The following is a 25381-nucleotide window of genomic DNA, read 5'->3' as shown; positions in this document are numbered from 1 at the left end:
ATAATATTAGCCCTTATAAAAAAGAGACCAAATCCAGGCAAACCCTCCTACAACAAAGAGCAAGACTATTGGCCCAGCCCCGATTAAAGTCGAAAGAAAAAATATACAATATATGTTTGTTCTAAATATTTTTAGGTTTTTATAAAAAATGAGGGCGCCCATAAAACAAACAGCTAAAGGAGCTGTTATTAAAACTAATCCTAACAACAGGCTATTATCTAATACTCCAAGATATACATATGTGCCACAAAATATTGTACAAATTAGTCCTCCAATGAGCCATATTCTAACTTCTTTATGGTTTATAAATTTTGAAGCGGCGATTGCTGCAAAAAAAGAGGGCAATGAAAGAACAGCCAAAACAAATAGAAAATCATCAATGCCCTTTCCAGCATTTGCAAAATAGTATTTATAGGCAAAAAACAAAGTTGTAATTAACGAAAGTGCATTCACAATAAACATTGCTTTAATAAATTCGATATCAGGTAGTTTATTCATCTTTTCCATATTGTTGGCTAATTACAAGCCCCTTTACTTGTTGGGGCAGTGCTTGAATTTGTTTTGACTCTATTATCTCCATGTGATTTGGCCAATCTCATAGTATTGCCCAAACCTGCAGGGGTCATTGCCTGAATTAGATTTAAAGCATCCACTATTCCAGCTATACCGTTCATTGGATCCGGTAATGTTATTCCCCCACTAGCGCAAACTCCAACAACAAAAGCCGTACAGTTCATTCCATATAAGTTATACTCAGCTGGAGGGTTAGCAATATTATCTATAATTTTATTAAAGTTTGTTGCATTATTTCCTAGATCAAATTCCATATGTACAGTAAATTCTATCTGATCCGTATCTCCTGCTTTAGCATTATCAACCATTTTTGAAGGACTACTAAATGGATTTCCCGCAGGATAAAATCCCACAGTTTGCGTAACACTTGCTCCATTAATACCTATTTTGGTGACAGTTATAGCTGTATGTCCAACACCATTTGCTGGTGTCCAATTTATTCTTGTACCAGGAAGGGGTTCTTCAACATGGACTATTACCTTATAATTTGCTCCTGCATTAGGAATATTGTCAAAACAAGCAGTAAATTTTTTTGGATCAATAGCACTTTTATCCTGCCCAGGCATGTAAGGGTTTTCTGGAATTAAGTCTGAAGGATAGATTGTACCTGGTCCAGGGCCTGATTGATCGCCCATATCTGGCATATCGCTCATCCCGCCCCCCGAACATTTGTATACCACATCATAGTAACGGATATAAGGAGTACATGTAGGTGTCCCAGAATTACCTGCCTCTACACACGCTTGCCCATAAACAGGCTCCAGATCATAATTGCATGATTGCCCCTCAAGCATAGTTGTATTTGGAACATACATAGTACTATTTTTATAGAAGTTTTTCTGATATAAGCTATTTAATTTATTTCTATCTGAAATTCCTCCATTATTTGACATCGCTTGCTTAATTATTCCTGATTCGTAAACTAATCCCTTTAAATATTTGCTATTCAAGTTATAAAAAGAAATCTTTCCAGAAAAATTAGTCAATGCTGTAAAATGAACATTAGCGGGGTTTAAAGTTTTATCCTTAGGAGCTATAGAGAAGTATCCTCCCTTAACCGTTCCATCGTTTTTATTTTTAAAGACTAAAATCCTAATTGTATTTAATGAATTATTGCTTGAGCTTTCTAAATCAATTTCCTTATAACTCGTAAATATCCCCTCTGGATTATTTAATTCAACCTCGTATACAAAATCCTTATCGTTCTCATACTTTGAGATCTTATCCCACTTTGGTGTTAAGGTCGAGAAAGTGCTTTTAGTCCTTCCAATCGAGTTATACCACTTTTGCAATAATTCAACTTCATCATTTTTAATAGATAAATTTGCTGCATCTTTTTTACAAGAGTTGATTGATAGAAAACCTATACTTAATAAAAGCATAGCCATTTTCTTAAATAGAGGTCTTTGGATTTTTGTTTTCATATAATTAATAGATTTACACAAATCTATATTTACTTTGTCTATTTGCACTTGACTTTTATCAAGAAATATTCATTTAAAACCCTTTAATTCAAAATCTTAAGTTGCATTTAACAAAAAAGAGGGCTCTAGGCCCTCTTTTTATTTTATACACAATTTCTTATTGCTGTAATTTAATTTCTCCTAAATCTGTTGTTGCACTATCTGTAACTGCAACATTTTCTACAGAAGCATCTTTATATGGGGCATTTGCTTTTACCCAAACGGTATAATTGCCTTTTTTTACATTACTAAACATAAAAGCGCCATTACTAATCTGACTTCTTAAAGTATCAGTTCCAGCAACTGCAACGACTTCTTTTACACCTTCTGCTGGCGTTACTTTACCCTGTATTCCACCTTCTTTGATTGAGCCGAATGCAAACAATCCCAATGATAAACCTGCAACAGCTAAAAAATTTAAACTCGCTCTTTTCATAATTCTAATTTTAGTTAAACTTCTATTAATTAAGCGTAAGTTTTTTCCATTCAGTGAACTTTATAATGTTTAGTTTTTTATTGAGGCGTTTAAAATAAACACTTTTATAACGGACTTGTTTTTATGATTATTGCCCATTTAAGTCAAACTTGATCGAAACTTGGTATATGCATCCTATAAAAATGTCTTAAATTACATACAGAAATCAACCTATTAAACCTTTAAAACTATTTGGAATAGCATTTGTTATCAATGAGTTATTAACAAAATCAAATACAGATGAAAAAGATATTCTTACCATTAATTGTTTTAGTTGTGCTTATTGGTGGTTGTGCGACAGTACAATCTATTATAAAATCTACATTTCCATATACAGCAACATTAGTCATCCCGGCAGGTACTAAAAGCGATGTTGTTCAAGTAACAACTAGTACGGCTAGCAGTTTTGATCAAATATTTGGGAACCAAAGTGGTACAAACTACATTAGAGATGTGCGAGTTACATCAGTAAGGCTAGACGCTAGTAATCCAAGCAGTCAAAACTTAGGCATATTTAAAACTGTAAAGTTATTCTTAGTGAATGGTAGCTCAGAAGTCATGGTTGCGTCAAGAAACGATGTATCAGAAAATATTGGCAACAATCTTGTACTAGATATAGACAATTCACGTTTTGTTGATGAGTATATCAAAGGAAGTAATTTGAGAATGAGGATGGAATACACGTTAAGGAATAGTTTAACGAGTGATGTGAGTGTAAGAGCGGCGATAAATTTTAGCTCATCGCCAAATACAAAATAGAACTAAAATTTCCTCAACAAGTTTGAGGATTCTTCATAAATAGTTTGTTTGGTTTATTGTCCGGTAGGGGTTGTTCCCTATCGGGCTTTTTTGTTTATACCGCATACATTTTAATGCTACTATTTTATACTTTTGAAATATGTTACTATTGATTGACGGTTTTAAAGAAAGCATTTCTCAATTCATTTTTGGAACTGGGGCATTAGAGTGGTGTGGAGTTTTTACAGGCATTCTTTGTGTATGGCTTGCTGCAAAAAACAATATTTGGAATTGGCCAATCGCAATAATTAGTGTACTTATTTATATCGTTATCTTTTTTGAAAGTAAATTATATGCAGATATGGGTTTGCAATTTTACTTCTTTGCTATGAACATTTATGGCTGGTATTACTGGAGTAAGCAAAGAGATAATCCCGAAAAAGAACGACCTATTAGTTTAATTACTTCTAAAGAAATTATATTATCTATAATTGGAATAATCATTTTTACTCTGGCTTTGGGTTTTATACTGCATAAAAACACTGATGCTTCTTTTCCTTTTATAGATAGCTTTTGCACTGCCTGTAGTTTAATTGCACAAATATTTTTAGCCAGAAAGGTTTTACAAAATTGGTTAATTTGGATATTCGTAGATATAATTTATGTAAGTGTATATTGCACTAAAGAATTATATGCAACAGGTTTGATGTATGCCTTGTACGTTGTCATCGCCACAATGGGTTACCTAGATTGGAGAAAAATCTACCGTGAACAAACACATTAAAAAAATAGCAATCGTTGGTCCTGAAAGTACAGGAAAATCAACTATGTCTCAGCAATTGGCCAAACATTACAATGTGCCTTGGGTACCAGAGTATGCTCGTTATTATTGCGCAGCCTTAACTGCCGATTGCACCTTACAAGATGAAATTAACATGTTTCATGGCCAAGTTGCTTTAGAGGAATCTGTTTTGGCAATGGCTGATACTGATTTCATTATATGTGATACAACTTTCGTAACTGTTAAAATATGGAGTGATGAAATGCTAGGTGAAACTCCGCAAATTGTGCTAGATGCCTTAAAAGTCCATTCTTACGATTTCTATCTTTTACTTGATATTGATTTGCCTTGGCAAGAAGATCCATTAAGAGATTTCCCGCACATGCGAGAACATTTTATGGAAATTTGGCATAAAGAGCTAAAAGCACTCCATGCAAACTATCAAGTAATTGGCGGCATAGAAGATCGCCTGCAAAACGCTATAAATGCCATAAATAATTTTTTAAAGAAATAGCAGCCATATTATATTTTCTAAAACTATTTCTTAATCTCAATCATTTTGCTTTACATTTGTGCCATCAATAAGGGGTGCCTTGTTTTGTAAAAACACAAATACAGGCTGAGAACATACCCATTTTGAATGGAAGATAGAAAATGGAAGATGGAAGTGGAAACATTTCAATATTCAAACATTTCAACACTCAACCTTTCAAATGCACCTGATCCAGATAATGCTGGCGTAGGGATGGTTTATGGAGTTTAACTAATTCGGAGGTAACCCCTATTTCCGAAATGTTTAACTAACAAAAAAATACAAATTGAAAAAATTTAAGTTAGCAGTAATCACTGCGCTATTGTGTCCACTCCTTTCTATGGCACAATTCAACATTTCGGGTACCGTATCCGAAAAAAACAACACCAATTTGCCTGGAGCAACAATCCGATTAAAAGGCAAATCAGCAATTCTTTCTAGTAATGAAACTGGCCACTATGAGTTTAAAAATCTTCCGGCAGGTAATTATACCATAATCGCTAGTTTTTTAGGTTACCAAAGTGAGGAGCAAACTATAAATCTACAAACCAATGCTGTAGTAGATTTTAAATTAATTCAACTTACTTTTTTAGCTAATGAAATTGTAGTAAATGCTACTAGAGCAGCTGCAAATTCTGCCAGCACTTACAAAAACATCGACAAAGAAACCATAGCCAAAAACAACTTTGGGCAAGATTTACCTTTTCTTTTAGATAATACACCAGGTGTAGTTATTACTTCAGATGCTGGTGCAGGTGTTGGCTATACAGGCATTCGTATCCGCGGTAGCGATGCAACTCGAGTGAATGTAACTTTAAACGGTATTCCGTACAACGATAGCGAAAGTCAAGGAACTTTTTGGGTAAACATGCCAGATTTCGCTTCATCCGTAGATAATATCCAAATTCAGCGTGGCGTCGGTACCTCGACAAATGGTGCCGGTGCTTTCGGCGGAAGCTTAAATATCCAAACTACTGCAGGTGAAACCGAACCTTATGCAGAACTAAACAATACTTACGGATCTTTTAATACTTGGAAAAATACTGTAAAAGTGGGTACAGGTCTAATTAACGATCATTGGAGTTTCGATGGTCGATTATCTCGCATCAAATCTGATGGCTTTATAGATCGTGCTGCTTCAAATCTTAAATCGTATTTCCTATCGGGAGCTTATCACGGCAAAACCGATTTACTAAGAATTAACGTGTTTTCTGGAAGTGAAAAAACATATCAAGCATGGAATGGTATTCCAGAATCACGTTTAAATGGAGATGTTGCAGGCATGAACGATTACATTTCTCGCAACGGGTTAAATCCGGCAGATGCCGAAAACCTATTAAACTCGGGTAGCAGAACTTACAATAGTTTTACCTATAAAGACCAAACTGATAACTATTGGCAAGATCATTATCAGCTTATATACGCTAAGCAATTTAGTGATCAATTCTCTTTCAATGGAGCTTTACATTATACCGCAGGGCGAGGATATTACGAGGAATTTAAAGAAGCTCAAAAGCTAATTAACTACGGTTTACAGCCAGTTGTTATTGGTGCTACCACAGTTACTAAAACAGATTTAGTGCGTAGAAGATGGCTAGATAATGATTTTTATGGTTTCACCTATGCCTTCAATTATAAACCAGACACCAAAGTTCAACTTACATTAGGTGGTGCCTACAATGAATACAAAGGTGCCCACTTTGGTCAGGTTATTTATGCGCAATACGGTAGTAATGGCAACAATGACAGACATTATTACGATAACGACGGCTTTAAAACTGATTTCAATTCTTACTTAAAAGCTAATTTTAATCCGATTGAACAGCTTACCGTTTTTGCCGATTTACAATACCGACATATATATTACACAGTTTTAGGAACGGAGAAAAATCTTAATCAGTTAAACATTAAAGATAACCTCAATTTCTTTAACCCTAAAGTTGGTGCGAGTTATTTCATTAACCCCAACGACAATATTTACGCTTCATTTAGTGTAGCCAACAAAGAACCTGGCCGCGATGATTATGTAAACGTAGAAACTGGTACTCTTCCAAAATCTGAGCGATTAAATAATTTAGAAGCAGGTTATCGCTTCAAAAACGCTAGCTTATCTGCAGGCGTAAATGTGTATGGTATGTGGTATAAAGATCAATTAGTAGTAACCGGAAAAATTAACGATGTAGGCGAATATTACCGTCAAAATGTAGATAAAAGTTACCGTGCAGGTGTCGAGTTAGATGCTGCTTACACAATTAATCAGCACTTTTCTGTGTTGGCAAATGCAGCTTTAAGTCGTAATAAAATTAAAAACTTTACAGAGTTTATAGATGATTATGATAACGGCGGACAAATTGTAAACACCTACAACAGCACAGATATTTCCTTCTCGCCAAATGCTGTCATCTCGGGTGAGTTAGTATATAGCCCAATAAAATCGTTGGCTTTAGGCTGGCAAAGTAAATATGTTGGCAAACAATATTTAGATAATACCCAAAACGAGGCCCGTAAATTAAACTCATATTGGGTTAATAATGCACGTTTAGCATATGATATGAAACTAAAAGGAATTAAAAACATCAATATTGCTTTATTAGCTAACAACATTTTAAACTATAAATACGAAAGCAATGGCTACACCTACGGTTACTTTTCTGGTGGCGCACAAACCACAGAGAATTTTTATTTCCCACAAAGTGGAACCAATTTAATGCTAAGTTTAAATTTAAAGTTTTAAACCTTTAACTAAATTCGTCATTGCGAGCTTCGCGAAGCAATCTTACAACGTGCGAAAATATATTGACCTGTCGCTTTAAGATTGCTTCGTACCTCGCAATGACGATATTATTCTTATGAAAAAATACATAGAAAAGCTCCAATTCATCACCCACGACATTCCACAGTATTCACATATTGAACAAGTCCAAATTGCTTGCGAAGCTGGCGCAAAATGGATTCAATACCGTTGTTTGAGCAAAGCTGATGATGAATTATTAACAGATATAAATACCATTGCAGAAATTTGCGATGATTGGGGCTCAACCTTAATTGTAACCAATCATACTCATTTAAAAGGCAAGGCCGATATTCAAGGTTTTCATATAGAAGAGATGGAGGCAGATTTTATCACTCTGCGCAAACAACTTGGCGAAGAATATACCTTAGGAGGTTCAGCAAACACAGTTCAAAACTTAATTAGATTAGCAAAAGAAGGAGTAGATTATGCAGGTTTTGGTCCTTTCAAAATAACCACAACAAAACCCAACAACGCACCATTATTAGGTGCAAAAGGATATGCAGATGCGATAAATGCATTAAAAAAAGAAAACATAAACTTGCCAATTTTAGCAGTTGGCGGCGTTACTTTACAAGATATTCCCGCCCTTTTAAATACAGGTATTTATGGCATTGCGGCCTCATCAGCAATTAATCAAGCCGAAAATATGTACCAAGCTTACATAGATTTTTATAGGGAAATTATTTAAGTTAAATCAGAACTAGTAAAACCATGTTGCAATAGAGTATTCAAAAATCTTATAGGTTTTTTACATATTTTTATGAGATGATATATTTCATAAGTGGTTTAGGTGCCGATGAAAGAGTTTTTCAGTTTCTAGACTTGCAAAATACTGACCATAAATTCATTAAATGGATTGCGCCACAACCTGCAGAAAGGCTATCAGATTATTGTAAAAAATTAATTGATCAAATTGATATTAAACAAGAAGTTATTTTAATTGGAATTTCATTCGGAGGGATTGTTGCCCAAGAAATTTCTAAACTAATATCCTGCAAAACGACCATAATCTTATCAAGTATTAAGTCTCATAAAGAATTTAGCTGGCAATTAACTTTTGCAAGAAAAACTCAACTCCATAAAATTATTCCTCTTTGGATTTTACAGTTAAGCAATAAAATTGCTGCTAACTATTATTTTGGCGTTAAAAGCAAAGAAGAATCCAAATTACTTCATCAAATTATAAAGGACACAGATCCAAAGTTTTTAGTCTGGGCAATAGATAAAATCATGAATTGGAAAAACGAAAGCTATCCCAAAAATCTTTACCATATCCATGGTACTTCTGATAAAATTTTCCCTGTCAATAATATTAAAAATGTAATAGAAATACCAAATGGAGGTCATTTTATGATTGTAAATAAAGCATCTCAATTACAACAGCTTATATTTGATATCATTAAGTAAGACTATTATGCAAAGCGAAAATACTGACATTCTTAATTTAAACGATGTTAAAACTTTGGTCGATGACTTTTACACCAAAATACGCGACAATCAATTACTAGCTCCCATTTTTAACAATGTAATAAAAGAGAATTGGCCAATGCATTTAGAAAAAATGTACCGCTTTTGGGAAACCATTTTATTAGAAACACCAACCTACAGTGGCAGTCCATTTTTAAAGCACGCCAAGCTTCCAGTAGAAAAAGAACACTTTGATACTTGGATTAACTTATTTAATCAAACTATTGACGAACACTTTACAGGTGCAAAAGCCGATGAAGCTAAATGGCGAGCAGCCAGAATGAGTGAAATGTTTCAATACAAACTAGATTATTACAAAAATAATCCAGCTCAACCCTTAATTTAAAATCTCTAAATAGTAATTTTACTACAAATTAATTCCTTTGGAAGAGCAGTCTGTCATCACCGAAAAAAAAGATCCCTTTGCCGCACTCCGTTATCGAGAATTTCGCTCTTATTTAGGCATGCGTTTCTTCTTTACTTTTGCTTATCAAATGCAAGCGGTAATTATAGGTTTTCACATTTATCACCTCACAAAAGATCCGCTCGCACTAGGTTTAATTGGTCTTTGTGAAGCTATTCCAGCCATCAGCATTGCTTTATATGGAGGTTATGTTGCCGATAAATCTGAGAAACGAGGTTTATTGTTAAAAATATTTAGTGGGGTATTCTTATGCTCATTAATTATGCTAATTGTCACCTCTAAACAAATGCACACCTACATTCCAACAAGTTACATTGTACCAATTATGTACTGCATGGTTTTCGGGGTAGGTTTAGCTAGAGGATTTTTCGGTCCGGCAACTTTCTCATTAATGGCACAAATTTTACCAAAAGAATTATATCCAAATGCAAGTACATGGAGCAGTTCTAGTTGGCAAATGGCTTCTATTTTAGGGCCTGCTGCAGGTGGTTTAATTTATGGGTTTTATGGTATCACACCCACATACTTCGTCATCATTTCTTTTATATTCATTTCGTTAATCTGTATTTTCTTCCTAAAAAAGCATCAACCCACATTTATCCCTAAAGAAAGTATTGTAAAAAGCTTAACAGAAGGTATCAACTTTGTTTTTAAAAGTAAAATGATGCTCGGCGCCATGAGCCTAGATTTATTTTCCGTATTTTTTGGTGGTGCAGTAGCGTTACTTCCAGTATTTGCTAATGATATTTTAAAAGTTGGTTCAGAAGGTTTAGGGTTTATGCGAGCTGCAGCATCAAGCGGAGCTGTAATTACCATGCTTTTAATGACTAGATTTTCGCCAATGAATAAGCCATGGCGCAACCTAATCATTGCGGTTGTAGGTTTTGCAACAAGTATTATCTGTTATGGATTATCAACCAGTTTTTACCTAACCTTATTTTTCTTATTCTGTGAAGGTGCATTTGATAGCGTGAGTGTAATTATCCGCTCTACCATTATGCAACTTCTTACGCCCGATCAAATGAGGGGTAGAGTTTCTGCAGTAAATAGTATGTTTATCGGTTCATCTAATGAAATTGGCGCATTCGAATCTGGTTTAACAGCAAAGCTGATGAGAACCGTACCCGCTGTAGTTTTTGGTGGAAGTATGACCTTAGGTATTGCAGCCATTACTTACTTTAAAACAAAAAGTTTGCTACCACTAACGCTAAATGACATCAAACCTGCTGATAAAATCGAAGATCAGATTTAATTAGTTACCACACAGGCACATATTAAACAATTATAACTGTGTTTCTTATGTACCTATATGGTCAGAATGTTTTTAATGTTATGAGAAAATTGTATCGTCTACTCTTTCTCCAACCTGTTGTCTCCACATTGCAAAATACAAGCCTTTTTCAGCTAGTAAATCTGCGTGTTTACCTTGCTCAATAATATGTCCCTTTTCTAAAACATAAATTCTATCCGCATGGCGAATGGTTGATAAACGGTGTGCAATTAAAATGGTTACATGACTGGTCAAAACAGATACATCTCTGATCGTCATAGTTATTTCTTCTTCAGTCAGCGAATCTAAAGATGAGGTAGCTTCATCAAATACTAAAATATCTGGATTACGTAATAATGCTCTAGCAATTGATAAACGCTGTTTTTCTCCACCCGAAACTTTTACTCCACCTTCTCCAATTACAGTATCCAAACCTTTATCTGCTCTTGCCAATAAATTCTGACAGGCTGCTTGTTGTAAAACTCGCATACAATCCTCATCGCTCGCAGTAGGTTTTACGAATAATAAGTTCTCTCTAATTGTTCCAGAAAATAGCTGAGTATCTTGTGTTACAAAACCTATTTTTTCTCTCAACTGATCTAAATCTATCTCTTTACCAGAAGTTCTATTGTATAAGACCTCGCCCTCTATTGGCTGATAAAGACCTACTAACAATTTAACTAAAGTTGTTTTTCCAGAACCTGATGGACCGACAAAAGCTATAGTTTCACCATTATTTGTAGCAAAGCTGATGTTATTCAATGCATTTGTTCTGCCTGATAAATGTTTGAAACTTACATTTGAAAAAGCTAAGGTTTCTATCTTCCCTAATTTAACTGGATTGACAGGTTTTTTATCTACAGGTGTATTTAAAATAGCCTTAAAATTACCTAGAGATACTTCCGCTTCTCTCCACGATAAAATTACATTCCCTAATTCTTGCAACGGGCCAAACAAGAAGAATGAGTAAAACAGGAAAGAGAAATACTGCCCAGGAGAAATGGTGTTTTCAAAAATTAAGATTAACAACACAACTACCATTGTACTACGAACCAAGTTTACTGTAGTTCCTTGCACAAAACTCATACTCCTTACGTACTTCACCTTTCTTAGTTCTAAGCCTAATATTTTGTAAGTAGTTTTATTTAATCGCTCTATTTCTTGATTAGCTAACCCTAAACTTTTTACCAATTCAATATTACGAAGTGACTCTGTTGTAGAGCCTGCTAAAGCTGTTGTTTCTGCAACAATTGAGCGTTGTATCGTTTTAATTTTACGACTTAGAAACCAACTTAAAAAACTAATAATTGGAATAGATGCTGCATAAATTAATGACACTTTGTAGCTTACTGAAAGCGAATAAACGATTACGAAAATCAACCCAATTAAACTTACAAAAAGGATGCTAATGAACGATGTGATGAATTTTTCACTATCCAATCTAACCTTTTGTAAAATCCCTAAAGTCTCCCCGCTTCTTTGATCTTCAAATACTTGATAAGGTAATTCTAATGAATGTTTTAATCCATCGGCGTACATTTTAGCGCCAACTTTTTGTACAATAATATTGGTAAAATAATCCTGAAAATTCTTTGCAATTCTAGAAACCATTGCTGCACCAACAGCTAAACCAACTAAACCTAAAACACCCCAAATATATTCGCTCCTACTTAACTCATTGTGTCTATTTATAAATCTATCTAAAATTCTACCTGTAAAATACGGATCCATTAAAGAGAAACCTATGTTAAAAGCGGCTAGTACAAGCGCCAATACCACAATCCACTTATGCGTTTTTAAATACTGAAGTAATAATTTCATTTTTTTATTGTTTGGGTTTCAAAAATAAACAAAGGGAATGAAGCTATGCTACATTCCCTTTTAAATTACATTCTAACGATATAGAAATTAGATTGTCATGATATCTTTTTCTTTCACTTCTGCATGTTTGTCAACCTTAACAATATATGCGTCAGTAATTTTTTGGACTTCGCCCTCACCAGTTTTTATTTCATCATCAGAAACACTTTCGCCTTTTAGCCTTTGAATTTTACCATTAGCATCTTTACGAATATTGCGAACAGTAATGCGTCCTCTTTCTGCTTCCTCTTTTACTTTTTTTACTAAATCCTTACGGCGTTCTTCTGTTAAAGGTGGTACAACTAAACGGATAATTACACCATCGTTTTGTGGATTAATACCAATGTTAGCTTCCATAATTGCACGTTCTATTGGTACCAACAAAGATTTTTCCCAAGGTTGGATGATTAAAGTACGTGCGTCTGGTGTAGTAATCCCACCTACTTGTGCTAATGGAGTAGGTGCTCCATAATAATCTACCATAATACCATCAAGCATTCCTGCCGATGCCTTACCCGCTCTAATTTTAGTTAATTCAGCCTCGCAATGAGCAATTGCTTTTTCCATTGCTGCCTGTGCATCTTCTAATTGTTTCTTTATGAGGTCGTTCATAATGTGTTCTTATTTATACAAAAATATAAAAAATGGTTAAGATTAGCCTTGAACCAAAGTACCTATTTCTTCACCATTGGCAATTTTCATAAAGTTGCCTGTCTTATTCATATCAAAAACGATAATTGGAACTTTGTTTTCTTCACAAAGTGTGAAGGCGGTCATATCCATTACGTTTAAACCTTTAGCATACACTTCTTTGAAAGAAATTTCTGTATATTTTGTTGCATTTGGATCTTTCTCAGGGTCAGCTGTATAAATTCCATCTACGCGAGTTCCTTTTAATACTACATCTGCATTAATTTCAATTGCTCTTAAAGCTGCAGCAGAATCTGTAGTGAAATATGGATTTCCCGTTCCAGCACCAAAAATCACAACTCTACCTTTTTCTAAGTGGCGAACAGCTCTTCTACGTACAAATGGTTCGCAGATTTGTTCCATTTTAATCGCTGATAATAATCTGGTTTTTATACCAACTTTTTCTAAAGCATCTTGTAAAGCCATACTATTAATTACGGTAGCTAACATGCCCATATAATCAGCTTGTGCTCTATCCATTCCAGACTTTTCTGCACTTAATCCTCTAAAAATATTACCCCCACCAATAACAATTGCTATTTCTAAACCTTTGTCGTGAACTGCTTTGATATCTTCAGCATATTGCCTAACTCGCTCATTGTCAATGCCATATTGCAAATCACCCATTAACGACTCGCCACTCAATTTTAGTAAAATCCGTTTATACTTCATGACCTCAAAAATATTAACAATTTTTTACTTAGCCGCTATGCTTTTAAACAATTGATGTAATTATTTAGTTGTGGATCAATTCTCCTTTAAATATTACTTCTTTTAAGTTCAATTCATGATCTAAAACCAACATATTTGCTTGGTAACCCGATTGAATTCTTCCCTTCAAATTATCTTCTCCAATTAATTTAGCTGGATACAATGAACTCATTTTTAATGCATCTTCTAGACCGATATCACAATGATTTACACAGTTTTTAACTGCTTGTAACATTGTTAAAGATGAACCTGATAAAGTGCCATCGGGCATTACAAATTTGTCTCCAACTAAACGATGTTGGTAAGGACCTGATGAACATTCTGTTACTGCATCAGTAATTAAGAACATTCTTTCTTTCAACAATTTCTGACTAAACTTTATTACTTCAAAATCCACATGGTTGCCATCAGCGATAATACTTGCCATGGCTTTATCATGATTAAAAACTGCTGTTGGAATCCCGGGCTCTCTATGATGAATTGAAGACATTGCATTGAATAAATGTGTAGTAGTTTGTATGCCTAAATTATACGCTTTTGTAGCTTCTTCAAAACTTGCATCGCTATGCCCTAACGATACCACTATGTGATTATCCAAAAGGTATTGAATAACTTTTTCATCTTGTAATTCTGGAGCAATGGTCATCATTTTAATTACACCATCGCCAAAATCAAGCATTGCTTTAATCTCATCAAGTGTAGCTTTGCGAATAAATGCACTCACGTGTGCACCTTTACGTTTTGGATTTAAGAATGGTCCTTCTAAGTGCAAACCCAAGCAATTCTTTGATACTTTTTGATGCTCTTTTGCGGCTGTAATACAAGCATTGAAAACTTCTGGAGTATTTGTAGCAATGCAGGCTAAAAAACTAGTTGTGCCAGTTCTTAATAAGCTTTCTTCAATAATTGTCAATGACTCTACGGTTGGATCAGCAGAAAATAACTTACCTCCAGCTCCATAAATCTGTAGATCAACAAACCCAGGTACTAAATAATCTTGTTCAGCATCTATGACTTCATATCCATTTGGAATAGTACCATCAGTAAGGGCAATTATTTTTCCTTTGGCTAATAATACAGTTTCATTAGCGATTAATTGATTTTCTTTAAAAAAACGGCTGTTGCTTACGGCTACCATAGGATGAGATTAGACTGCAAATATATAAGATTGCTCTTATTACCACATAGTAGTCTGTATGTATAGTGCACCTAAATTTAGTTTAAACGAAAAAAACCTCGATAAATCGAGGTTTTCAGATATTTTAAAGATTTAATTAACCTAATTGCACTCTTTTGAAAGCTGTTACAGTTAATCCTTTAGCTGTATTATTTAAGAATTTACGAACATCCATTGAACCATCTTTAACAAACTCTTGGTTTAATAAAGTGCTGTCTTTGTAGAATTTATTCAATTTACCAGCGGCGATTTTCTCTACCATTTCTTCTGGTTTACCTTCTTGACGAATTACATCTTTAGCGATTTCGATTTCACGCTCGATAGTAGCTGGATCAACGCCATCTTTATCAACAGCAACTGGGTTCATTGCAGCAATTTGCATTGCAACATCTTTTCCAGCTTCAGTAATATCAACACCATTAGTACCTTCAAACACCACTAAAACACCCATTTTACCATTAGAGTGGATATAAGAAACGATTTTCTCACCAGAAATATTTGCATATTCTTGAATAACAATCTTCTCACCGATTTTACCAGTCAATTCAGTGATAGTTTCTGCAACTGTACGTCCATCTGCTAATTTAATTGCTTCTAATTCTTCGGTAGTAGCTGGATTATTAGCAACCGCTGCTGCTAAAACAGCTTGAGCAAGATTACGGAAATCTTCAACTTTAGAAACTGGTTCAGTTTCGCAAGCTAAGGCAACTAATTTACCATTTGTACCATCTGCTGAAATATTGATTGATACTAAACCTTCAGAAGTAGCATTACCAGAACGAGCAGCTGATACTTTTTGACCTTTTTTACGTAATAAATCAACAGCAGCTTCGAAATCGCCATTGGCTTCTACTAATGCTTTTTTGCAATCCATCATACCGGCTCCGGTTTGTTGGCGTAATTTGTTTACATCTGCGGCAGTAATTTGTACTGTAGACATTTTGTATGTTTTTTATTTTTTTTATAAAATATTATGGGTTGAAGGTTACAAGGTTATGGGTAAACCCGCAACTCATAACTCTCAACCCACAACTTAATTTAAGCTTCTGTAGAATCTTCTGCTCCAGCTTGTGCTTCAGCAGTTTCTTTTTTAGTTGGTCTTTTAGCACCAGCTTCTCTTGGCGCTGCAGTTTCTGGAGCATCAGCAGCAGCTTTAACAGCTACAGCTTCTTTTTCAGCTTCATCATCTTTTTCGCGTTTACGCTCATCTAAACCTTCTTCGATAGCTTTGATAATTACATCAGTAATCAATAAAATTGATTTAGTTGCATCATCATTTGCTGGAATTGGGAAATCGATGTTAGATGGATCAGAGTTTGTATCAACCATTGCAAAAGTTGGGATGTTTAATTTCATCGCTTCTGCTACAGCAATATGCTCTTTTTTAACGTCGATTAAGAAGATTGCAGCCGGTAAACGGTTTAAGTCTGCAATACCACCTAATAAGCTTTCCAATTTGATACGCTCACGTTGGATCATCAAACGCTCTTTCTTTGAAAGAATTGAGTAAGTACCATCTTTAGTCATTTTATCGATGGTAACCATCTTTTTAATTGACTTACGTACTGTAGCGAAGTTAGTTAACATACCACCTAACCAACGTTCAGTTACGAAAGGCATGTTTACTTTTCTTGCTTGTTCAGCAACGATTTCTTTAGCTTGTTTCTTAGTCGCTACGAATAAGATCTTACGACCTGATTTTACGATTTGTTTAATCGCTGCTGCAGCTTCTTCAGTTTTAGTTAAAGTTTTATTTAAATCTATAATGTGAATTCCGTTGCGTTCCATAAAAATATATGGTGCCATTTTCGGATTCCATTTGCGGGTAAGGTGACCAAAGTGTACACCTGCATCCAATAAGTCTTGATATGTAGTTCTTGCCATTGTGTTTGTCTCCTTTAAGATTAACGTTTACTGAATTGGAATTTCTTACGTGCTTTTTTACGTCCTGGTTTTTTACGTTCAACCATACGCATATCACGGGTCATTAACCCTTTAGCACGTAATGCTGGTTTTTTCTCAGCATCTAATTCAACAATAGCCTTAGCGATTGCCAAGCGAACTGCTTCTGCTTGTCCTTTTACTCCACCACCGTTTACATTTACAGTTACATCAAATTTACCAACTGATTCTGAAACTTCGAATGATTGGTTAACAATGTATTGTAATGGTAACGTAGGGAAATATTCTTTGTGGTCTTTACCGTTAACGGTAATAACGCCGCTGCCATCTTTTAAATAGATACGGGCAACTGCAGTTTTTCTTCTACCTGAAGTATTTGTAACTGACATTTCTTTTCTCTTTTAATTAAAGTTTAATGGTTTTTGGAGATTGTGCCGAGTGCGGATGCTCCGAACCAGCGTAAACAAAAAGATTGGTGTACAATTTTTTGCCCAATTTTGTTTTTGGTAACATACCACGAACAGCCTTCTCAACTACGCGAGTAGGGTGTTTTGCCATTAATTCTTTTGGAGAAATAAATTTCTGACCACCTGGGTAACCAGTGTAAGAAACGTATTCTTTTTCTTCGAATTTGTTTCCTGTCAGTTTTACCTTGTCTGCATTAATAACGATAACGTTATCACCGCAGTCTACGTTTGGGGTAAACTCTGGCTTGTTTTTTCCTCTAATAATCATTGCGATTTTAGAAGACAAGCGCCCCAAAATCTCTCCTTGTGCATCAACTACAACCCACTGTTTATTAACAGTTTTGGCATTGGCAGAGACAGTTTTGTAACTTAACGTATTCACTTGCTTTTATTTAATTTGTTAAAAAATATTTATTATCCCTGTTTTTTAGGGACTGCAAAGATAGATAGAATACTTTTATTATCAAAGAGTTGGAATGAAAAAACTTAAAGTCTTTAGGTAATAAGGTAAAAGTCCAGGACTCAAATTGGGAAAGCATTAAAAACCAATTAATTAAAGTATTTTAAAAACCCATTGAGACATTTATTAAATGCAGTTTTACTATTTCCATTACTGGTGAAGAATAAGATAATGGCGGGCAATGTAATCTATAAATAAGAAAGTGATTATTTCTTAAAGATCTCCCAATATTTCTTAGTAAATGCAGTTGCATGTTCCATCATTCCTATATCATTTGGGTGTGCACCATCAACAGTTGAGTTAATGCCCATACCAATCTCTTTATTGGTTAAGAAGTAAATATTTTTAACTCCTCTTGCCTTTAATTCTTTATAAATTTTAGCAATAATGGCGCTGGAAGTTTCAAACTCCTCATTTTTTTGTGTGTCTAGTAGATGATTATTTCCCCCTCCACTATGCTCAACCAACAAGATAGGTGTATTCGCATATTTTTGTTGGAATTTCGTAACAGCTTCGTTTACCCTTTTCCTAATTTCTTCTTCTGGATATAATGTTCTTGAGCCTAGATTTGGCATACAATCCAGAATAAACAACTTTGCATCAATTTCCGCTATATGATCAATAATCGGGGTTTCTAATCGGCCATTGCCAGAAAAAGCTAGGTTTATTACAGGCGTACTTACATTTCTGCCAAAAATAGATGTCCACGCTAAGCCCGGTCGACTAGCACATCCGCCTTGAGCAATAGAAGTTCCATATACAACAATTGGTTTCTGTTTATCTATTGGCAAAAAAGTTAATGTTGCCGATTTATCTACTCCAACTTCCAACCATTTAACCGAGTTGTACAAAGGAAAATAAAGTCTAAAAACTTTTCCTCTTTTTTCGGCAAGGTTCTCGAAGGTATAGGTTACAGTGTCTTTAAAAGCATATTTACCAGAAGCCCAATCCCATGAACCTTTATCGTCATGCGCAAATAAATCTACCCCACTTACTCCTGTAGATGGCATATGAGGCATACTTAGCGGGCCAGTTACTTGGTATCTTACAATTATTTTCTTTGCATTACTAGTAAACTCTAAATACTCGCCAGCTGTATTTTGCGAAAGAGCCCAAACTGGTTGTCTTACCAAGTCTTTCATTAGATCTGGTAACCTTTGAAAACTATTGGCTTGCGCTTGACCTTGTATTACTGGATAGTTTTCTTTTAAAGGATTATACCAAGTGGTTTGAGCCTTAACATTATTAAACATGAAAAGGAAGAAGGTTACGAAAAGGATATTATGAAATCCTTTTCTAATGTTTTTTATCATTGTCATAATGTAATGTGTATAACAAATATTAGAAATCCTTTATAATAAATACAAACTTGGCAACATCACATGTTAAAATTCCCTTTTATCATCATTGTACATTCTTATCTCGAGAATTTTCCGTTAAATTCTTCCTAAAATAAATTACAAAGTGTAAAACAACAGCAATTGTTAAAACAAAGGTTAGGGTAAGAAATAAGATGGTATCGTTGCTTACAAAATCATATTCAAATGAAGATATAAGAATATTAACGGATCCGTAAATTAAAAATCCTGCGTAGTACAAACTCCATAATCCTGCTAAGTATTGCCAAAGATTCCATTTATAATTATCCAGTTGATAACTTCTTAAGCCAAGCCAGCTAAAAACTATAAACGCGAGTATTCCTAAAGTAGAGTTGAGTGTTCCATCTTTTAAATAGATCAATACATAAATTAAGGAAAATACTAAGTTAAAGTAAGAGAGCTTTTGAAACATAATCTTTTAATATCTATTGAAATTGCAACTTATAAAGAACAAATCCGTTTTAATATTGTTAGAAATTTAATTAAACACTTGAATTATGACAAAGCAAACAAAAATATTAACTGGTTTATTGGCTGGTGCTGCATTAGGTGCAGTTGTTGCCTTAGTTATTGCGGCTGATAAAGACGACGAATTAAAAGGAAAAGTTACTGATTGGTTTTGTGATCTTTTAGATAGCTCTAAAGATAAACTTAATGCTGTAGGCAGTTTAGTAAAAGATAATTTAGCTAAAGTTAAAGTCTAAAATTAGCATAAGGCTAACCAATGACTATCTTTGAAACATGGATGTTTTTGGAAACGCTATAGCAGATTTTTATAAAAAAGGTAAAGCTGATATTTTATGGTTACATAATTCTTATGATGAGCCTGAAGAAATGCCTATTGATATTTTCTTTAGAAGCTTTGAAGAGATGCCAGATTTAGAACATAAAGCTTTAACAATGTGTTATGGCAAAGTTTTAGATGTAGGAGCTGGAGTAGGTAGTCATGCAATGATTTTACAAGAAGCTGGAGCTGATGTAACAGCAATAGATATATCTGCAGATGCTGTAAAATTAATGCAGCAACGAGGCATTAAAAAAGCTGTTGAGCAGGATGTTTTTGAAGTTACAGATAAATACGATACACTGCTGTTTTTAATGAATGGCATAGGTTTAACTGGAACTTTAGCAGGATTTGTTGACTTTTTAGGCAAAGCAAAATCATTGGTTAATCCCGATGGACAATTACTTTTTGATAGCTCTGACATTGCTTATTTATATGCTGAACTTCCAAAACCCGAAAATAAATATTACGGAGAAGTCAGCTACTGCTATGAATACAAAAAGCAAAAAGGTAATTGGTTTAATTGGCTGTATTTAGATCAAGAAACATTGATGCGCACTGCGAACGAAAATGGTTGGGAGTGCGAAATCGTTTTTGATAATGATGAAGATCAATATTTAGCTAGATTAACTTTAATTAGTTAAATGGAATTATCCTAATAATTTGAGATTCTTCGCTGCGTTCAAAGTGACAAAATCTCTAGGCTTTTTCTTCCCAAATGCAAGCAATATTAATAATGGTTTGCACCGCTTTCTCCATATCTTGTACCGAAACCCATTCTTGCTTACCATGAAAAGCATGTTCGCCAGCAAAAATATTTGGACAAGGCAAGCCCATAAAAGATAAACGTGAACCATCTGTGCCCCCTCTAATACTTTGTTTTTTTGGTGTTAAGCCAGCCCTCTCAATTGCTTCTATTCCATTTTCAATAATCTGAGGATATTGATCTAGCACTTTTTTCATGTTTCGATATTGCTCAGTTACTTGAAATTCATATGTTGAATTAGGATAAGATTTTAAAATCTCTTTAACCAAGTTCTCTAAAAAAGCTTCATGTGATTTCAGCAAATCATCATCAAAATCTCTAATGATAAATTGAGCTTCTGCTTGCTCTGCATGCCCATTAAAACTTACTGGATGAATAAAACCATCTTTACCACTCGTAGCCTCTGGTGTTAACGTATCTTTTGGCAAAGCCGATAAAATATCTCCCAAAATTTTAATCGCACTTTCCATTTTACCTTTTGCAAAACCTGGATGAGCACTTACACCATTAATAATCAGCTTTACACCATCTGCAGAAAATGTTTCATCTTCAATAGAGCCCAACGTTTCGCCATCCACTGTATAAGCGAAATCTGCACCTAATTTTTCCAAATCTGCTTTATCTACACCTCTGCCTATTTCTTCATCAGGAGTAAATAATATTTTAATCGTACCATGTTTAATACTTGGGTTTTGAACTAGAAAAGCTGCTGCTTCCATTATTTCGGCCAAACCAGCTTTATTATCAGCTCCTAAAAGTGTGGTACCACTTGCACTAATAATATCATTTCCGATTTGATCCTTTAAATCTGTATGTTCAATTAATTTTAAAACGATGGAATTGTCATCTGGTAAAATCAAATCCTCACCTTGGTAATTTTTATGAATGATAGGCTTTACGTTTTCACCACTACAATCTGGTGAAGTATCCATGTGCGAGCAAAAGCAAATTACAGGAACTTGCTTATGGGTAGTACTCGGGATTGTTGCGTACACATATCCAAATTCATCCGCATGCGCATCTTCAATTCCCATTTCTAATAATTCGGCAACCAATACTTTTGCTAAATCTTTTTGTTTTAAAGTGGATGGACAGCTTTTAGAAGTTGGATCTGACTGTGTATCTATCTTTACATACCTAAAAAATCTATCTTCAAGTTTATGCGTTGCATTTGAATAAATCATAGTTCAAAATTAATATATTCAATGTATAAGTAATAAAGATTTTAATAAAGCTGAATATTTTTCAAAATCAGATAAAAGAGAAAAGAAATGTTACAGTTTGCTCACAAATAAAAAAGTAATTTAGGGTTTTAATTTAGCTATCAATTTTATGAAGAAATCACTTTTACTCTTGTTGATTTTTATAACGATGAAAACTTTTGCACAACAAACTCCTTTCGAGCTTAGCAATAAAAAAGAAACGACTACCTATGAGGCAGCTATTTCTTTTTATCAGGATTTAGCGAAGGCATTTCCGCAGCAAGCAAAATTATTTACCTATGGAAGTACAGATTTCGGAAAACCATTGCATCTATTGGTTTTATCAAAAAAAGGTGTATTTGATCCTTTAACATTAAAGAAAACTGATAAAAGGATATTTCTAATCAACAATGGCATCCATCCAGGGGAACCTGAAGGAATTGATGCGAGCATGTTATTTGCGAGAGATATTTTAAAAGCCAATAAATTACCAGAAGATGTGGTGATTTGCATTATTCCAGTTTATAATATTGATGGAAGTCACAACCGCAGTGGTACTTCTCGTGCAAACCAAAATGGACCAGTTGCTTATGGTTTTAGAGGCAATAGCAAAAATTACGATTTAAACAGAGATTTTATCAAAACAGATTCGAAAAACTCTCAAGCTTTTCAGCAGATCTTTAATACCTGGCAACCAGAAATTTTCGTCGATACACATACAAGTAATGGCGCTGATTATCAGTACACAATGACACTTATTCCTACGCAAAAAGATAAATTAAATCCTATTTTATCTGGCTACCTAACCAAAACTATGGTGCCTGATTTATATAGTCAGATGAAAGGAAAAAAGTATGAACTAATTCCTTACGTAAACTCCATCAATGAAACTCCAGATGCTGGGATTACTGGTTACATTGAATCGCCACGCTACTCAACAGGCTATGCAGCTTTGCACAATTCTATTGGTTTTATGCCCGAAACGCATATGTTGAAATCGTTTGATAAAAGAGTAGAATCAACCTATAAATTATTACAAACGTATGTAGATATTATTGTTCGCGACGCTAAAATTATTGGTGAAAATAAACGCAAAGCGGATGAATATACTGCCCAACAAAAAGATTTCCCGTTGGACTGGAAGTTAAACCGCTCTGTTTATGATAGCATCGAGTTTAAAGGATATGCAGCAAAATATAAACCAAGTGAAATTAGTGGAGTAGATCGTTTATATTACGATAGAAATGAGCCTTACACCAAAAAAATAAAATATTGGGATAAGTTTGAACCAAGTTTAACTGTAACTAAACCAATTGCTTATGTTATTCCGAAGACTTGGAGCAAAGTAATTGAGTTGCTTAAACTGAATAATGTTAAGATGCAGCAATTGTCAGCGGATGCAAAACTAGATTTAGAGATGTATTACATTGGTGATATGAAAACTGCAACAAGACCATATGAGGGTCATTATCAACATTCGGCAGTAGTTTTAAATCCTGTAAATCAAAAAGTACAATTTTATGCTGGCGATTATGTAGTATACGTTAACCAACCTAATAACCGGTATATTGTAGAAACTTTAGAACCTCAAGCAATCGACTCATTTTTCAACTGGAACTTTTTCGATTCTGTTTTAGGTCAAAAAGAAGGATATTCTTCTTATGTTTTTGAGGATACCGCTGCAGATTTATTAAAAAAATATCCAGATCTTAAACAAAAACTAGAAGCAGAGAAATTAAAAAATCCAGATTTTGCGAAAAATGGTAGAGCTCAGTTAGATTTTGTATACAAAAACTCCGATTATTACGAAAAAACATACATGCGATATCCTATTGGGAGATTGCTACAAGACACAAAATTAAACCTGAAATAGCATGATGCAATATTTAAACGATACGCCTGTCGCTTCCATTATATTTTTGTTTACCATTATTACTAGCATTTATGCGTTTAATGATAATACGCTATATGGTAAATTTATGCTACACCCTTATTCTGTTGCAAATGGCAAAAAGTATTACACATTTATTACAAGCGGGCTAATTCACGCAGACTGGATGCACTTGTTTTTTAACATGTTTACTTTTATTGCTTTTGCATTTAAACTTGAGACTTTAATAGGGCATTGGCAATTTGGCTTACTTTATTTTGTGAGTATGGTATTAGCAGACATTCCTTCCGTTATTAAACACAAAGAAAATTTCAGGCATAACAGTTTAGGTGCTTCAGGAGCAATAAGCGCTGTTTTATTTAGTTTTATATTATTTTACCCGTTAAGTAAGTTGATGATTTTTCCAATACCTTTTGGAATTCCTGCTATTGCATTTGGTGTTTTGTATCTAGTTTATTGCTATTTTATGTCAAAACAATCTAGGGATAATATAAATCATGACGCTCACCTTTTTGGCGCATTAGCAGGCATTGTTATTACAATTATCTTACAACAAGGTATTATTGCCCACTTTTTAAATCAATTAGGAATAGGCGGGTAAAAAAGGGTTCTCAAAATAACTCATTGGCGCTGTAGGATCTTTAATAATTTCAAACAACGTATGTCCCCAAGGTTTCCAGAAGTTTTCTAAAACCTGTCCATAAGTTTTGTTTGTCCAAACATCAAAAAGTGCTTTATTCTGTGTTCCTTTTAACGGCATCGCATCAATATAAATTACATCCTCAACAGGCATGATAGTGTATTCTGGCAAGCGATTAAATAAATACGCAGAATAGAAAAACCGAGCCGCAAGCTCTTCAAATTGTTGTTCTGAAAGTTTTTTACCTTTTATAGAATTAATAATTTCTTGATGATATCTTTTATTAGTGCCATTATCTTGCAAGCAAGCAATAATGCCAAAATCTTTAAATTTCAAGGAGAAGGTTAAAGTGTTAATTTCATCACGGAAACTGAATGGAGTTGCATCGTTTTCCAATTGCACTACCACAATAGACCATGGCGTAAAATCTTCTAATACAACTTCTCTATAAATGCTTTGCAACATGGTATGCAGGTTCCCAAACTTATGCATTAACCCTTGTGACATGTTCATTCCATCGCCACTTAATTGCTGTAAACGAATAGCGCCCTGCATCTCGATATATAAAAAGCTATACATCAATTTGCCAATCCAATTAAATAAATCTATTTCTGGCAATGCCGATACGCCAGCATAACCTTTACCAAAAGCTATTGCAATTTTATCTTCCAATGGAGAGACAGACTGATCGTAAACCGTAACGTTACAAGGTACAATTAGGCTTTTATAAGTACGAATTGTCTCATCCAATAATTGAATTTTTTCATCGCCAGTTAAATTTGCCATATTCAAAAGCCAATCTGGCAATACATTAACAGTAGCCAAAGGCGATGAAAAACTTGCTCCGCTTAAAAAGCATTTATCATTCTTAAAATCGAAGTTTTTAAAAGGATTGTATAAGGCAGTATTCATTGCTGCAATATTAGCTAATAAAT

Annotated in this window: 28 protein-coding genes; 13 read left to right on the top strand and 15 right to left on the bottom strand. The window is 34.3% G+C overall.

The features are described from left to right. Positions 1 to 6: 6 nt before the first annotated feature. The 3 genes from HQN85_RS08190 to HQN85_RS08180 form a co-directional block, all read right to left on the bottom strand. On the bottom strand, positions 7 to 507 hold the full coding sequence (locus HQN85_RS08190; protein ID WP_173271084.1) for a hypothetical protein: 501 nt from the start codon (positions 505 to 507) through the stop codon (positions 7 to 9). Positions 508 to 515: 8 nt separating this feature from the next. Next, a complete protein-coding gene (locus tag HQN85_RS08185) occupies positions 516 to 1997 on the bottom strand; it encodes a hypothetical protein (protein ID WP_173271082.1) in 1482 nt (493 codons plus the stop codon). A gap of 157 nt (positions 1998 to 2154) precedes the next feature. Then, on the bottom strand, positions 2155 to 2472 hold the full coding sequence (locus tag HQN85_RS08180; RefSeq protein ID WP_173271080.1) for a carboxypeptidase-like regulatory domain-containing protein: 318 nt from the start codon (positions 2470 to 2472) through the stop codon (positions 2155 to 2157). A 279-nt stretch (positions 2473 to 2751) separates the two neighbouring features. Between HQN85_RS08180 and HQN85_RS08175 the strand changes: the two genes are divergently transcribed. From HQN85_RS08175 to HQN85_RS08140, 9 genes are all read left to right on the top strand, one after another. Further along, a complete protein-coding gene (locus tag HQN85_RS08175; RefSeq protein ID WP_173271078.1) occupies positions 2752 to 3270 on the top strand; it encodes a hypothetical protein in 519 nt (172 codons plus the stop codon). Between the two features lie 139 nt (positions 3271 to 3409). Then, positions 3410 to 4033: a nicotinamide riboside transporter PnuC gene (gene pnuC / locus HQN85_RS08170; RefSeq protein ID WP_246249697.1), complete on the top strand. Its 624-nt coding sequence runs from the start codon at positions 3410 to 3412 to the stop codon at positions 4031 to 4033. After that, positions 4017 to 4544 (top strand): AAA family ATPase, encoded by a 528-nt coding sequence (locus HQN85_RS08165; RefSeq protein ID WP_173271077.1) that lies wholly within the window; start codon positions 4017 to 4019, stop codon positions 4542 to 4544. The genes pnuC and HQN85_RS08165 overlap by 17 nt, the downstream gene beginning before the upstream one ends. Positions 4545 to 4670: 126 nt before the next feature. Beyond that, positions 4671 to 4793 (top strand): hypothetical protein, encoded by a 123-nt coding sequence (locus HQN85_RS15820; RefSeq protein ID WP_262888145.1) that lies wholly within the window; start codon positions 4671 to 4673, stop codon positions 4791 to 4793. 55 nt (positions 4794 to 4848) lie between these two features. Beyond that, the gene (locus HQN85_RS08160) at positions 4849 to 7296 is read left to right on the top strand and encodes a TonB-dependent receptor (protein ID WP_317170029.1); all 2448 of its coding nucleotides are present in this window, start codon (positions 4849 to 4851) and stop codon (positions 7294 to 7296) included. Positions 7297 to 7411: 115 nt separating this feature from the next. Then, positions 7412 to 8044 (top strand): thiamine phosphate synthase, encoded by a 633-nt coding sequence (locus HQN85_RS08155; RefSeq protein WP_173271075.1) that lies wholly within the window; start codon positions 7412 to 7414, stop codon positions 8042 to 8044. 77 nt (positions 8045 to 8121) lie between these two features. Continuing rightward, positions 8122 to 8763, top strand: a complete 642-nt coding sequence (locus HQN85_RS08150) for an alpha/beta hydrolase (RefSeq protein WP_173271073.1) — start codon at positions 8122 to 8124, stop codon at positions 8761 to 8763. 7 nt (positions 8764 to 8770) lie between these two features. Next, positions 8771 to 9169 (top strand): group III truncated hemoglobin, encoded by a 399-nt coding sequence (locus HQN85_RS08145; protein ID WP_173271071.1) that lies wholly within the window; start codon positions 8771 to 8773, stop codon positions 9167 to 9169. Positions 9170 to 9206: 37 nt separating this feature from the next. After that, entirely contained in the window at positions 9207 to 10499 is a 1293-nt protein-coding gene (locus tag HQN85_RS08140) for an MFS transporter (RefSeq protein WP_173271069.1), read from the top strand. 78 nt (positions 10500 to 10577) lie between these two features. Here HQN85_RS08140 and HQN85_RS08135 read toward each other — a convergent pair whose 3' ends face one another. The 10 genes from HQN85_RS08135 to HQN85_RS08090 all read right to left on the bottom strand — a co-directional run bounded on the left by HQN85_RS08135 (position 10578) and on the right by HQN85_RS08090 (position 19575). Then, positions 10578 to 12338 carry an ABC transporter ATP-binding protein gene (locus tag HQN85_RS08135; RefSeq protein WP_173271067.1) on the bottom strand — a complete coding sequence of 587 codons (1761 nt, stop codon included), beginning with the start codon at positions 12336 to 12338 and terminating at the stop codon, positions 10578 to 10580. A gap of 87 nt (positions 12339 to 12425) precedes the next feature. Then, positions 12426 to 12989: a ribosome recycling factor gene (gene frr, locus HQN85_RS08130; RefSeq protein WP_173271065.1), complete on the bottom strand. Its 564-nt coding sequence runs from the start codon at positions 12987 to 12989 to the stop codon at positions 12426 to 12428. Between the two features lie 42 nt (positions 12990 to 13031). Further along, positions 13032 to 13739 (bottom strand): UMP kinase, encoded by a 708-nt coding sequence (gene pyrH, locus HQN85_RS08125; protein WP_173271063.1) that lies wholly within the window; start codon positions 13737 to 13739, stop codon positions 13032 to 13034. A 64-nt stretch (positions 13740 to 13803) separates the two neighbouring features. Beyond that, entirely contained in the window at positions 13804 to 14916 is a 1113-nt protein-coding gene (gene nagA, locus HQN85_RS08120) for an N-acetylglucosamine-6-phosphate deacetylase (RefSeq protein WP_173271060.1), read from the bottom strand. Between the two features lie 136 nt (positions 14917 to 15052). Beyond that, a complete protein-coding gene (tsf, locus tag HQN85_RS08115) occupies positions 15053 to 15895 on the bottom strand; it encodes a translation elongation factor Ts (protein ID WP_173271058.1) in 843 nt (280 codons plus the stop codon). Positions 15896 to 15993: 98 nt separating this feature from the next. Further along, positions 15994 to 16839, bottom strand: coding sequence for a 30S ribosomal protein S2 (gene rpsB, locus HQN85_RS08110; RefSeq protein ID WP_173271056.1), 846 nt, complete (start codon positions 16837 to 16839; stop codon positions 15994 to 15996). Positions 16840 to 16859: 20 nt separating this feature from the next. After that, positions 16860 to 17246, bottom strand: coding sequence for a 30S ribosomal protein S9 (gene rpsI / locus HQN85_RS08105; RefSeq protein WP_173271054.1), 387 nt, complete (start codon positions 17244 to 17246; stop codon positions 16860 to 16862). 16 nt (positions 17247 to 17262) lie between these two features. Continuing rightward, entirely contained in the window at positions 17263 to 17706 is a 444-nt protein-coding gene (gene rplM / locus HQN85_RS08100; RefSeq protein ID WP_173271052.1) for a 50S ribosomal protein L13, read from the bottom strand. Positions 17707 to 17990: 284 nt separating this feature from the next. Further along, on the bottom strand, positions 17991 to 19097 hold the full coding sequence (locus tag HQN85_RS08095; protein WP_173271050.1) for an SGNH/GDSL hydrolase family protein: 1107 nt from the start codon (positions 19095 to 19097) through the stop codon (positions 17991 to 17993). Positions 19098 to 19188: 91 nt separating this feature from the next. Next, positions 19189 to 19575 (bottom strand): hypothetical protein, encoded by a 387-nt coding sequence (locus tag HQN85_RS08090; protein WP_173271048.1) that lies wholly within the window; start codon positions 19573 to 19575, stop codon positions 19189 to 19191. A gap of 85 nt (positions 19576 to 19660) precedes the next feature. Between HQN85_RS08090 and HQN85_RS08085 the strand changes: the two genes are divergently transcribed. After that, positions 19661 to 19867, top strand: coding sequence for a YtxH domain-containing protein (locus tag HQN85_RS08085; protein WP_173271046.1), 207 nt, complete (start codon positions 19661 to 19663; stop codon positions 19865 to 19867). A gap of 37 nt (positions 19868 to 19904) precedes the next feature. Continuing rightward, positions 19905 to 20591 (top strand): class I SAM-dependent methyltransferase, encoded by a 687-nt coding sequence (locus HQN85_RS08080; RefSeq protein WP_173271044.1) that lies wholly within the window; start codon positions 19905 to 19907, stop codon positions 20589 to 20591. Between the two features lie 55 nt (positions 20592 to 20646). Here the strand turns inward: HQN85_RS08080 and pepT are convergent, their stop codons facing one another. Beyond that, on the bottom strand, positions 20647 to 21897 hold the full coding sequence (gene pepT, locus HQN85_RS08075; protein WP_173271042.1) for a peptidase T: 1251 nt from the start codon (positions 21895 to 21897) through the stop codon (positions 20647 to 20649). A 148-nt stretch (positions 21898 to 22045) separates the two neighbouring features. Here pepT and HQN85_RS08070 point away from each other — a divergent pair, with 148 nt between their 5' ends. Beyond that, positions 22046 to 23788, top strand: coding sequence for a M14 family metallopeptidase (locus HQN85_RS08070; protein WP_173271040.1), 1743 nt, complete (start codon positions 22046 to 22048; stop codon positions 23786 to 23788). Between the two features lie 4 nt (positions 23789 to 23792). Continuing rightward, positions 23793 to 24407 carry a rhomboid family intramembrane serine protease gene (locus HQN85_RS08065; protein ID WP_173272539.1) on the top strand — a complete coding sequence of 205 codons (615 nt, stop codon included), beginning with the start codon at positions 23793 to 23795 and terminating at the stop codon, positions 24405 to 24407. On the opposite strand, the gene HQN85_RS08060 is transcribed toward HQN85_RS08065, so the two are convergent. After that, positions 24390 to 25358: a hypothetical protein gene (locus HQN85_RS08060; RefSeq protein WP_173271038.1), complete on the bottom strand. Its 969-nt coding sequence runs from the start codon at positions 25356 to 25358 to the stop codon at positions 24390 to 24392. The two genes, HQN85_RS08065 and HQN85_RS08060, sit on opposite strands and share 18 nt — an antisense overlap. Between the last annotated feature and the right edge of the window lie 23 nt (positions 25359 to 25381).

It is taken from the genome of Pedobacter boryungensis, assembly GCF_013204825.1.
Lineage (GTDB): Bacteria > Bacteroidota > Bacteroidia > Sphingobacteriales > Sphingobacteriaceae > Pedobacter > Pedobacter boryungensis.
Note: the sequence above shows the minus strand (reverse complement) of the source record. Positions and strands in the feature narration are given on the sequence as shown.

What these genes read in the sequence shown, in the direction of transcription:
- HQN85_RS08190 (WP_173271084.1), bottom strand. Translation starts at nt 507, where the DNA reads ATGGAAAAGATGAATAAACTACCTGATATCGAATTTATTAAAGCAATG.
- HQN85_RS08185 (WP_173271082.1), bottom strand. Translation starts at nt 1,997, where the DNA reads ATGAAAACAAAAATCCAAAGACCTCTATTTAAGAAAATGGCTATGCTT.
- HQN85_RS08180 (WP_173271080.1), bottom strand. Translation starts at nt 2,472, where the DNA reads ATGAAAAGAGCGAGTTTAAATTTTTTAGCTGTTGCAGGTTTATCATTG.
- HQN85_RS08175 (WP_173271078.1), top strand. Translation starts at nt 2,752, where the DNA reads ATGAAAAAGATATTCTTACCATTAATTGTTTTAGTTGTGCTTATTGGT.
- pnuC (WP_246249697.1), top strand. Translation starts at nt 3,410, where the DNA reads ATGTTACTATTGATTGACGGTTTTAAAGAAAGCATTTCTCAATTCATT.
- HQN85_RS15820 (WP_262888145.1), top strand. Translation starts at nt 4,671, where the DNA reads ATGGAAGATAGAAAATGGAAGATGGAAGTGGAAACATTTCAATATTCA.
- HQN85_RS08155 (WP_173271075.1), top strand. Translation starts at nt 7,412, where the DNA reads ATGAAAAAATACATAGAAAAGCTCCAATTCATCACCCACGACATTCCA.
- HQN85_RS08150 (WP_173271073.1), top strand. Translation starts at nt 8,122, where the DNA reads ATGATATATTTCATAAGTGGTTTAGGTGCCGATGAAAGAGTTTTTCAG.
- HQN85_RS08145 (WP_173271071.1), top strand. Translation starts at nt 8,771, where the DNA reads ATGCAAAGCGAAAATACTGACATTCTTAATTTAAACGATGTTAAAACT.
- HQN85_RS08135 (WP_173271067.1), bottom strand. Translation starts at nt 12,338, where the DNA reads ATGAAATTATTACTTCAGTATTTAAAAACGCATAAGTGGATTGTGGTA.
- frr (WP_173271065.1), bottom strand. Translation starts at nt 12,989, where the DNA reads ATGAACGACCTCATAAAGAAACAATTAGAAGATGCACAGGCAGCAATG.
- pyrH (WP_173271063.1), bottom strand. Translation starts at nt 13,739, where the DNA reads ATGAAGTATAAACGGATTTTACTAAAATTGAGTGGCGAGTCGTTAATG.
- nagA (WP_173271060.1), bottom strand. Translation starts at nt 14,916, where the DNA reads ATGGTAGCCGTAAGCAACAGCCGTTTTTTTAAAGAAAATCAATTAATC.
- tsf (WP_173271058.1), bottom strand. Translation starts at nt 15,895, where the DNA reads ATGTCTACAGTACAAATTACTGCCGCAGATGTAAACAAATTACGCCAA.
- rpsB (WP_173271056.1), bottom strand. Translation starts at nt 16,839, where the DNA reads ATGGCAAGAACTACATATCAAGACTTATTGGATGCAGGTGTACACTTT.
- rpsI (WP_173271054.1), bottom strand. Translation starts at nt 17,246, where the DNA reads ATGTCAGTTACAAATACTTCAGGTAGAAGAAAAACTGCAGTTGCCCGT.
- HQN85_RS08095 (WP_173271050.1), bottom strand. Translation starts at nt 19,097, where the DNA reads ATGATAAAAAACATTAGAAAAGGATTTCATAATATCCTTTTCGTAACC.
- HQN85_RS08090 (WP_173271048.1), bottom strand. Translation starts at nt 19,575, where the DNA reads ATGTTTCAAAAGCTCTCTTACTTTAACTTAGTATTTTCCTTAATTTAT.
- HQN85_RS08085 (WP_173271046.1), top strand. Translation starts at nt 19,661, where the DNA reads ATGACAAAGCAAACAAAAATATTAACTGGTTTATTGGCTGGTGCTGCA.
- HQN85_RS08080 (WP_173271044.1), top strand. Translation starts at nt 19,905, where the DNA reads ATGGATGTTTTTGGAAACGCTATAGCAGATTTTTATAAAAAAGGTAAA.
- pepT (WP_173271042.1), bottom strand. Translation starts at nt 21,897, where the DNA reads ATGATTTATTCAAATGCAACGCATAAACTTGAAGATAGATTTTTTAGG.
- HQN85_RS08070 (WP_173271040.1), top strand. Translation starts at nt 22,046, where the DNA reads ATGAAGAAATCACTTTTACTCTTGTTGATTTTTATAACGATGAAAACT.
- HQN85_RS08065 (WP_173272539.1), top strand. Translation starts at nt 23,793, where the DNA reads ATGCAATATTTAAACGATACGCCTGTCGCTTCCATTATATTTTTGTTT.
- HQN85_RS08060 (WP_173271038.1), bottom strand. Translation starts at nt 25,358, where the DNA reads ATGAATACTGCCTTATACAATCCTTTTAAAAACTTCGATTTTAAGAAT.